The sequence below is a fragment of the Streptomyces anatolicus genome (genome assembly GCF_019400875.1).
Taxonomy (GTDB): domain Bacteria; phylum Actinomycetota; class Actinomycetes; order Streptomycetales; family Streptomycetaceae; genus Streptomyces; species Streptomyces anatolicus.
In genome coordinates, this window is the sequence record NZ_WMBF01000283.1 from 1 (window position 1) to 8245 (window position 8245).

Consider the following 8245-nt stretch of genomic DNA (forward strand, 5'->3'; position numbering starts at 1 on the left):
GCTCCATCGGTGCCGTGACCTCGTCGTCATCGCGGCCGCCGCCGATGTGGTTGAAGACCAGGTTCAGGAGCACCGCCGCCACACAGCCCGTCGAGATGCCCGAGTCGAGGATGATCTTCGCGGTCTCCGGGAACGCGTGGTAGAACTCCGGTGCCGCGATCGGGATCAGGCCGACGGCCAGCGAGACGGCCACGATCAGGACGTTGTTGTCCTTCTCCAGGTTCGCCTTGACCAGCGTCTGGATGCCGCTCGCCGCGACCGAGCCGAAGAGGACGACGCCGGCGCCGCCGAGCACCGGGCGCGGCACGACCGCGATCAGCGAGGCGGCCATCGGGCACAGGCCCATCAGGACGAGGAAGCCGCCGCCCGCCGCGACCACGTACCGGCTGCGGATCTTCGTCATCGCGACCAGGCCAATGTTCTGCGCGAAGGCGCTGCACATGAAGCCGTTGAAGAGCGGGCTGACCGCCGAGCCGAGGCAGTCGGCGCGCAGGCCCGCCGCGATGGTCTTCTCGTCGGCCGGGCGGTCCACGATCTCGCCGAGGGCGAGCATGTCGGCCGTCGACTCGGTCATCGAGACCACCATGACGACGCAGAGCGAGACGATCGCGGCGGCGGCGAACTGCGGGGCCCCGAAGTGGAAGGGCGTCGGGAAGCCGACGATGTCCGCCTCGCCGACCGGGCTGAAGTCCGTGACGCCGAACGGGATCGCGACGAGCGTGCCGACGACCAGGCCGAGCAGGACCGCGATCTGCTTGACGAAGCCGGTGGTGAAGCGGCGCAGGAGCAGGACGATGACGAGCGTGATGCCGGCCAGGCCCAGGTTCTTCATCGAGCCGTAGTCGTCGGCGCCCGGCACCGGGCCCTGGGCCCAGCCGAAGGCGACCGGCATCAGCGAGATGCCGATGAGGGTGATGACCGTACCCGTGACGACGGGCGGGAAGAAGCGCACCATCTTGGAGAAGAAGGGGGCGGCGATGAAGCCGAGCACACCGGCGACGATCACCGCGCCGAAGATGACCGGCAGCGCGTCGTCCTTGTTCTCGGTCGAGTCGACGACGGCGAGCATGGGCGCGACACCGGCGAAGGTGACGCCGTTGACGAAGGGCAGCCGGGCGCCGATCTTCCAGATGCCGAGGGTCTGGAGGAAGGTGGCGAGGCCCGCGGTGAACAGGCAGGCGCCGGTCAGGAAGGTGAGTTCCTTCGCGGAGAGGCCGACGGCGGCGCCGACGATGAGCGGCGGGGCGACGACGCCCGCGTACATGGCGGCCACGTGCTGAAGGCCGGTGGTCGCCATCTTCAGGGGTGGCAGCTTCTCGTCGACCGGGTGGATGCCTTCCGGTCGTATGGCCCCCTCGTCGGAGTCGGGGTCCGGGGTGGTGCCTTGCTTGGTGAACCTGGGCTGAGTGGCCACGGTGGCTCCTCCGGTTGTTTTCCAGCCCCGGCTGGGCGCCGGCACTTTTCGCTTCTGGGAGGTGGGGGGTGGGGCTTGGTGCAAGGACTTGCTCGGTATTCGGTTGTGGAAATGCGCCCAGGTAGTACTGACCGCCCCGAGAACGTGAAGCTTTGGGCCACGTTCCGGGGCGGCACTTGAGCAGCCCGCTCGGCTGCTCAAGTCCGGTCAAGGGCCGTCCCCCCTGACCGGAGTTCTTGGGTTCAGCTCTCGGCGGCGATCCGCGCGAGGCGCTGCGCCTCCTCCCGCGTGGAGCGGGCGATGGCGTCCTCGTCGGCGTGCAGGAGGCGGCCGTTCTCGACGACCGGCCTGCCGTTGACGAGGGAGAGCGTGACCGGGGCCGCCGCGCCGAAGACGATGGCGGTCACCGGGTCGGCGATCGAGGCGTGCCCGATGCCGTCGATCTTCCACAGGACGAGGTCGGCGAGCTTGCCGGCCTCCAGGGAGCCGATCTGCGTGGCCCGGCCGAGGACCTGCGCGCCGCCGTAGGTGCCGAGGCGCAGGGCCTGGCGGGCGTTGAGGGCGGCTTCCCTGTGGGCGCCGAGGCGGTTGATGAGCAGGGCGTTGCGCAGCTCGGTGTGGAGTTCGCCGGACTCGTTGGAGGCGGTGCCGTCGACGCCGAGGCCGACGGGGACGCCCGCCGCGAGCATGTCGGGGACGCGGGCGATGCCGGCGGCGAGGCGCGCGTTGGAGGAGGGGCAGTGGGCGACGCCGGTGCCGGTGCGGGCGAACGCGGCGATGTCGGAGTCGTTCATGTGGACGCAGTGCGCCATCCACACGTCGTCACCGAGCCAGCCGGTCGACTCGAAGTAGTCGGTGGGGCCCTTGCCGAACAGCTCGTGGCAGAACTTCTCCTCCTCGACCGTCTCGCTGCCGTGGGTGTGCAGACGTACGCCGAGGCGGCGCGCCAACTCGGCGCCCTGCTTCATGAGTTCGGTCGAGACCGAGAAGGGCGAGCAGGGCGCGACGGCGACCTGGGTCATCGCGTCGAAGGAGGCGTCGTGGTGCTTCTTGACGGTCTCCTCGGTCGCGGCGAGCGCGCCCTCCAAAGTCTCCACGGCGAAGTCCGGGGGCAGGCCGCCGTCCTTCTCGCTGCGGTCCATGGAGCCGCGGGCCAGGGTGAAGCGCACGCCCATCTCGGAGGCGGCGCGGATGATCGACCCGGAGATGTCGCCGGAGCCCTGCGGGAAGACGTAGTGGTGGTCCATGGCGGTGGTGACGCCGCCGCGGGCCATCATGGCGAGGGAGCCCTGCGCCGCCGCGTACGTCATCCGCTCGTCGATGCGGGCCCACGTCGGGTACAGCGCCGTCAGCCAGTTGAAGAGGTTGTGGTCGGTGGCGAGGCCCCGGGTGATCCACTGGTAGAAGTGGTGGTGGGTGTTGACCAGGCCGGGCGTGGCGAGGTGGCCGGTGCCGTCGATGCGGCGTACGACGTTCTCCAGGCCCTCGGGCGCCTTGCCCGCGCCGATGGACTCGATCTTGTTGCCCGCGACGACGATGTGGCCCGAGGCGTACTCGGTGTCCTGGGCGTCGACCGTCGCGATGGCGACGTTCTCGATGACGATGCGGTCTGCCGAAGGTGCCATGGTGCTTCCTAACTGGTGAGTGGCGATGTGGGCACGGCATGACCCTAGGGAGATTTGAGTGCCGCGGCCGCGCTCCGGGCGCTGCCACGGGTGCCGAGATGGTGGAAGAAGAGGTTGAGCGAGACCGCGACGAGCGCGCCGGCGCTGATGCCGGAGCCGAGGACGGTCTGCGCCCAGGCGGGGAAGTCCGCGTAGAAGGCGGGCGCGGCGAGCGGGATGATGCCCGCGCCGAGCGACACCGCCACGAGGACGATGTTGGAGCTGTCGTCCAGGCCCGCCTCGGAGAGCGTACGGATGCCGCTGACGGCGATGGAGCCGAAGAGGACGATGCCCGCGCCGCCGAGGACCGGCATGGGGACCACGCTGACGACCGCGCCGAGCACCGGGAAGGCGCCGAGGACGAGGAGCGTGGCGCCCGCGACGGCGACGACGTAGCGGCTGCGGACCCGGGTGAGCGAGACGACGCCGACGTTCTGCGCGAAGGCCGAGGTCGGGAAGCCGCCGAAGACGGGTCCGACGAGGGTGGCGATGCCGTCGGTGCGCAGGCCCCGGGTGATGGTCTTCCCGTCCGTCTTGCGCTCGCAGATCTCCCCGAGGGCGAGCATCCCGGCCGCCGACTCGGTCATCAGGACCAGCATGACGATGCAGAGCGAGAGGATCGCGGCGGGCTGGAAGACGGGGGCGCCCGCGGCGAACGGCGTGGGCAGCGCGGCCAGCGGCGCCGACCGCACGGAGCTGAAGTCGGCCATCCCGAACGGGATCGCGGCCAGCGTGCCGATGAACATGCCCGCGAGCAGGGCGACTTGCTTGAGGAAGCCGCGCCCGAAGCGCTGGAACATGAGGATGACGACGAGGGTGAACGCGGCGAGCGCGAGGTATCTCATGTCGCCGAAGTCCGGGTGCGTCTCGTCGCCGCCTTGCGCCCAGGTGACGGGTACGGGCATCAGCGTGACGCCGATGAGGGTGATGACGACGCCGGTGACCAGCGGCGGGAAGAAGCGCAGGAGCCTGCCGAAGAAGGGGCCGATCACGAGGCAGAAGACGCCCGCGACCATCACCGCGCCGTAGATCGCGGGGAGTTGGTCACCCTTGGCGTTGGTCTCGGCGATGGCGAGGATCGGCGCGATGCCCGCCGAGGACGCGGCGTTGACGAAGGGCAGGCGGTTGCCGACGAAGCCCTTGACGCCGAGGGTCTGCAGGATGGTGGCGAGCCCGGCGATGAGCAGCCCGGCGGCGATGAGCCGGGTCTGGGCCACGGTGTCCAGGCCGCAGGCCTGGCCGATGATGAGCGGAGGGGTGACGACACCCGCGTACATGGCGGCGATGTGCTGGAGCGCGGCGGGGACGAGCCGCGAGGGGTGAAGCTTCTCATCCACCGGGTGACAGTCGGGAGTTGAGTCTCCGTCACCTACGGGTGGGGTGGAACACGGGCCTTCTGCCGGCCCCTGTGCAGGCTGTGCCATTGCTGTTCCCTCCGGTGTGGCGCGCCCCCGCCCACTGCGGGGAGGAGGGGGCGCGCGTCCCGCGTCAGAGGTTGGTCATGTCGACCGGGATCTTCGGCTCGACGCCGTCCCGCAGGATGGTGGCCTCGATGAGGCCGTAGGGACGGTCGGCGGCGTAGTAGACGGCTCCGTCCTTGGCTTCGTTGTCGAGGCCGAAGGGCGAGAGGTCCTGGCGGAAGTGGTGCTTGTTGGGCGCGGAGAAGCGGATCTCGTCGATCTCGCTGCGGTTGTTGATGACCCGCGAACCCATCTGGTACAGCGTCTGCTGGAGGGAGAGCGAGTAGGTCTCCACGAAGGCGTGCAGGATGTGCTTCTTCGCCTGCTCGTAGCTCCGCTCCCAGCTGGGCATGCGCTGCTCGTCGCTGGTCCAGTTGTGCCGCCACCAGGTGGACAGGGAGGTGGCGAGGATGCGGTCGTAATCCTCTTGCAGCGTCGTGTACTTGTCCTTGATGTAGCCCCAGAACTCGGAGTTCGTGGAGTTCATCACGGTGAGGTCCTTCAGGCCCGAAAGGACCTCGAACTTCGCCCCACCTTCACCTTCGGCGGAATAGGTGATCTGGGCGAGCCGCGTCTCCTGCCCCTTGCGGACGAACGAGTGCTTGACCTCGTCGGCGCCGATGAACTTGGCGTTGCTGTCGGAGCCGCCGATGCGCTCCCAGGAGTACTCCTCGATGCGGATCCGCGCGCGGTGGATCGAGGGCTGGCTGTCCACGAAGTGCCGGGCGAGGTGGATGCCGTACTGCTCGGCGGATTCGATGCCGTACTCCTTGGCGAACGCGAAGCAGGTGTTCTTCGTCGTGTCCGTCGGCAGGCAGTTGGCGTTCGAGCCGTTGTAGTGGACGTCGTCCAGGTCGCCGGAGAGGGCGACGGAGACGTTCAGGTCCTTGATGTGATGGGTGTCGCCGTCCCGCGTGATCTTTACGACCCGGTTCTCAGCCTTGCCGTACTGGTTCTGTCCCAGAATGGTGGGCATGTCTGCTAGCTCCCTCGGTAAACGGAGTAGCCGAACGGGTTGAGCAGCAGCGGTACGTGGTAGTGCTCGCCCGGCGTGACGGCGAACGTGATCGCCACCTCCGGGAAGAACACGCCGCTCGCACCGCTGTCCCGATTCGCGGGGGCGTCCTGCTGCGCCTCGGCTTGCTGGTTGTTCTTGGTCAGGAAGTACGCCTCGGTCTCGAAGTCGAGACGTACGTGTGTGACGCCTTCCGGCAGCGCCGGCAGGTCCTTGCAGCGCCCGTCCGCGTCGGTCGCGCTGCCGCCGAGCGGCTGCCACCCCGCGTCCGGGCCACTGCGGGCGGACAGCGAGATGGCGACGCCCTCCGCGGGGCGTCCGACGCTGGTGTCCAGGATGTGCGTGGACACCGACGCGGTCGTTTCCGTGCTCATGCGGTCTCTTCCTCTTCCCAGTCTTCGACGAGGCGGGTCAGGCGGATGCGGTTGATCTTGCCAAGTTCGGTGCGGACGATCTCCCGCTCCTGCTCGGGCGAGTTGCCGATCCGTTCCTTGACCGCGTCCCGCATCTGCTCGCCGGTGCGGCCGGTCGCGCAGATCAGGAAGACGTGGCCGAACTTCTCCTGGTACGCCAGGTTCAGTTCGAGCATCTCGGCCTTCAGCTCCTCGGAGGCGCCCGCCATGCCCCGCTGCTCGCGGGAGGAGGTCGGGTCCCCCGGCTTCGGGCGGCCGATCGGCGGGTGCCCCGCCATCGCCTCGGCCAGATCGTCCGCCGTCAGCTCGGCCATGGCGGCGTCGCTCGCGGCGAAAAGGTCCTCGACGGAGGCGTAGGGGCGCTGGGCGAGCAGTCTGCTCCCCCACGCCGAGGAGGCGCAGGCCTCGTGGAGCGCGGCGGTGGCCACGGGCTCCGTGGAGGTGTTGAACCGGGCGAGGCCCAGGGTCGTACTCGAAGTCACGGGTACCTCCGTGGCCTTGTGCGGGTCGGGCTGCGGATAGCTAACGCCAGCCGAAACACCACGTCAACACTTTGTTGAAAACTTCGAGTAACAAAGGCCGCCCTCCGGTTAACGGAGAGCGGCCTTCTGGGGGCTGGGCGAGGACGGGTGGCGCCGCCCCGCTCAGGTGGAGCGGTTCAGGTAGTTGTACACCGTAAAACGGCTGACCCCGAGGGCGGCGGCGACCGTCTCCACGCCGTGGCGGACGGAGAAGGCGCCTCTCGCTTCCAGTATCCGTACGACCTCCTGTTTCGCCTTGCGGTCCAGTTCCGCGAGGGGGCAGCCCCGCTTGCGCTCCAGGGCGAGCAGGATGTGGTCCAGGGAGTCGGCGAGCTGCGGCAGCCGTACGGCCACCACGTCCTCGCCCTCCCAGGACAGGACCACGTCGTCGGTCCCCGCCTCCTCCGGCGGCATCATCCGGCCGCCCATGGCGTCCACCAGCGGCTTGACCGCGGTGACGAAGGGGTCGTCCCCGAAACCGGTCACTTATCCGCCTCCCCCGACTGCCGCGACTCCCCCGGTTCACCCGGCCGGCCGGGTCCGCCCGGGGCGCCCGGCTCGCCGATCACGTTGACCTGGAGGGAGACGCGGGTGGCTCCCGCCCCCAGGGACTGGCGCAGCATCGCGTCGACGGCGGTCAGCACCGCGTCGACGTCGCCTTCGGCCGTATTGCCGAAGGGGCCTACGTCCACCGCGTCGAGCGGGGCCCCCTGGATGACCTCGCGGGCCACCAGCGCATGCGCCGGGGCCTCGTCGAGGTCGAACGGTTCGGTCGTGAACTCCACTCTCAATCGCACGCGGCCAACCTACTGCCGGGTCGGGATTTTTCGGCAGCCCCCTCTTGACAGCTTCCGCGGATCGGAGGCAGTCTTCCATCAAGCAGAAATGAACTTCCGCAATACGGAAGGAGCGCGGAAGCCCCATGGGATACTCCGACCAGCGCTTCAATGTGAACCTGTCGATCCTCTTCACCGAGCTCCCGCTCCTGGAGCGCCCCGCGGCCGCCGCGAAGGCCGGCTTCGGCGCGGTCGAGCTGTGGTGGCCCTGGGTCGACGCCCCCACCCCCGAGCAGTCCGAGCTCGACGCCCTCAAGAAGGCGATCGAGGACGCGGGCGTTCAGCTGGTGGGTCTGAACTTCTACGCCGGGCAGCTGCCCGGTCCCGACCGCGGCGCCCTGTCGGTCCCCGGCGAGGAGAGCGAGAAGTTCCGCGCGAACCTCGCGGTGGCGGCGGACTTCGCGGCCTCGCTCGGCTGCGGGGCGCTCAACGCGCTCTACGGCAACCGGGTCGACGGCGTGGACCCGGCCGTCCAGGACGAACTCGCTCTGGAGAACCTGGTGTTGGCGGCGCGGGAGGCCGACCGCGTCGGCGCGATCCTGCTGATCGAGGCGCTGAACAAGCCGGAGTCGCCGCTCTGCCCGATCGTGAGCGCGGATGCGGCTGTCGCCGTGGTGGACAAGGTGAACGCGGCGTCCGGGCTCGGTAACGCGAAGTTCCTCATGGACCTGTACCACCTGTCCATGAACGGGGAGGACCTGCCGGCCGTCATCTCGCGGTATGCCGCGAAGACCGGGCATGTGCAGATCGCGGACAACCCCGGGCGGGGGGCGCCCGGCACGGGGTCCCTGCCTCTGGAGGCGTTGCTCGACCAGCTTCGGGACACGGGTTACGAGGGGTGGGTCGGCCTGGAGTACAAGGCCGGGGACCGGCCCAGCGAGGAGTCCTTCGGCTGGCTGCCGGGGCGGGACTAGCGCCGCTT

At 69.4% G+C, this 8245-nt stretch carries 9 protein-coding genes; 1 reads left to right on the forward strand and 8 read right to left on the reverse strand.

The features are described from left to right. From GKQ77_RS22150 to GKQ77_RS22185, 8 genes are all read right to left on the reverse strand, one after another. The coding region (locus GKQ77_RS22150; RefSeq protein ID WP_219690679.1) for a nucleobase:cation symporter-2 family protein at positions 1-1414 on the reverse strand (1414 nt) is incomplete at its 3' end. Between the two features lie 242 nt (positions 1415-1656). Continuing rightward, positions 1657-3039, reverse strand: a complete 1383-nt coding sequence (locus tag GKQ77_RS22155; protein WP_219690680.1) for an 8-oxoguanine deaminase — start codon at positions 3037-3039, stop codon at positions 1657-1659. A gap of 44 nt (positions 3040-3083) precedes the next feature. Then, positions 3084-4502, reverse strand: coding sequence for a nucleobase:cation symporter-2 family protein (locus GKQ77_RS22160; protein ID WP_219690681.1), 1419 nt, complete (start codon positions 4500-4502; stop codon positions 3084-3086). A gap of 64 nt (positions 4503-4566) precedes the next feature. Further along, positions 4567-5514 (reverse strand): factor-independent urate hydroxylase, encoded by a 948-nt coding sequence (gene pucL, locus GKQ77_RS22165; RefSeq protein ID WP_219690682.1) that lies wholly within the window; start codon positions 5512-5514, stop codon positions 4567-4569. Positions 5515-5519: 5 nt separating this feature from the next. Beyond that, the gene (uraH, locus tag GKQ77_RS22170; RefSeq protein ID WP_219690683.1) at positions 5520-5927 is read right to left on the reverse strand and encodes a hydroxyisourate hydrolase; all 408 of its coding nucleotides are present in this window, start codon (positions 5925-5927) and stop codon (positions 5520-5522) included. After that, the gene (gene uraD, locus GKQ77_RS22175; protein ID WP_219690684.1) at positions 5924-6448 is read right to left on the reverse strand and encodes a 2-oxo-4-hydroxy-4-carboxy-5-ureidoimidazoline decarboxylase; all 525 of its coding nucleotides are present in this window, start codon (positions 6446-6448) and stop codon (positions 5924-5926) included. Before uraD ends, uraH begins: the two co-directional genes overlap by 4 nt. A 162-nt stretch (positions 6449-6610) precedes the next feature. Next, on the reverse strand, positions 6611-6973 hold the full coding sequence (locus tag GKQ77_RS22180) for a helix-turn-helix domain-containing protein (RefSeq protein ID WP_219690685.1): 363 nt from the start codon (positions 6971-6973) through the stop codon (positions 6611-6613). Next, complete coding sequence (locus GKQ77_RS22185; protein WP_219690686.1) at positions 6970-7284, reverse strand: YkoF family thiamine-binding protein; 315 nt, start codon at positions 7282-7284, stop codon at positions 6970-6972. The genes GKQ77_RS22180 and GKQ77_RS22185 overlap by 4 nt, the downstream gene beginning before the upstream one ends. Before the next feature lie 125 nt (positions 7285-7409). Between GKQ77_RS22185 and GKQ77_RS22190 the strand changes: the two genes are divergently transcribed. Then, entirely contained in the window at positions 7410-8237 is an 828-nt protein-coding gene (locus GKQ77_RS22190; RefSeq protein ID WP_219690687.1) for a TIM barrel protein, read from the forward strand. Positions 8238-8245: the final 8 nt, after the last annotated feature.

Bases quoted from the DNA above. Each gene is read 5' to 3' on its own strand.
- GKQ77_RS22160 (WP_219690681.1), bottom strand. From the start codon at position 4,502: ATGGCACAGCCTGCACAGGGGCCGGCAGAAGGCCCGTGTTCCACCCCA.
- GKQ77_RS22190 (WP_219690687.1), top strand. From the start codon at position 7,410: ATGGGATACTCCGACCAGCGCTTCAATGTGAACCTGTCGATCCTCTTC.
- pucL (WP_219690682.1), bottom strand. From the start codon at position 5,514: ATGCCCACCATTCTGGGACAGAACCAGTACGGCAAGGCTGAGAACCGG.
- GKQ77_RS22155 (WP_219690680.1), bottom strand. From the start codon at position 3,039: ATGGCACCTTCGGCAGACCGCATCGTCATCGAGAACGTCGCCATCGCG.
- uraH (WP_219690683.1), bottom strand. From the start codon at position 5,927: ATGAGCACGGAAACGACCGCGTCGGTGTCCACGCACATCCTGGACACC.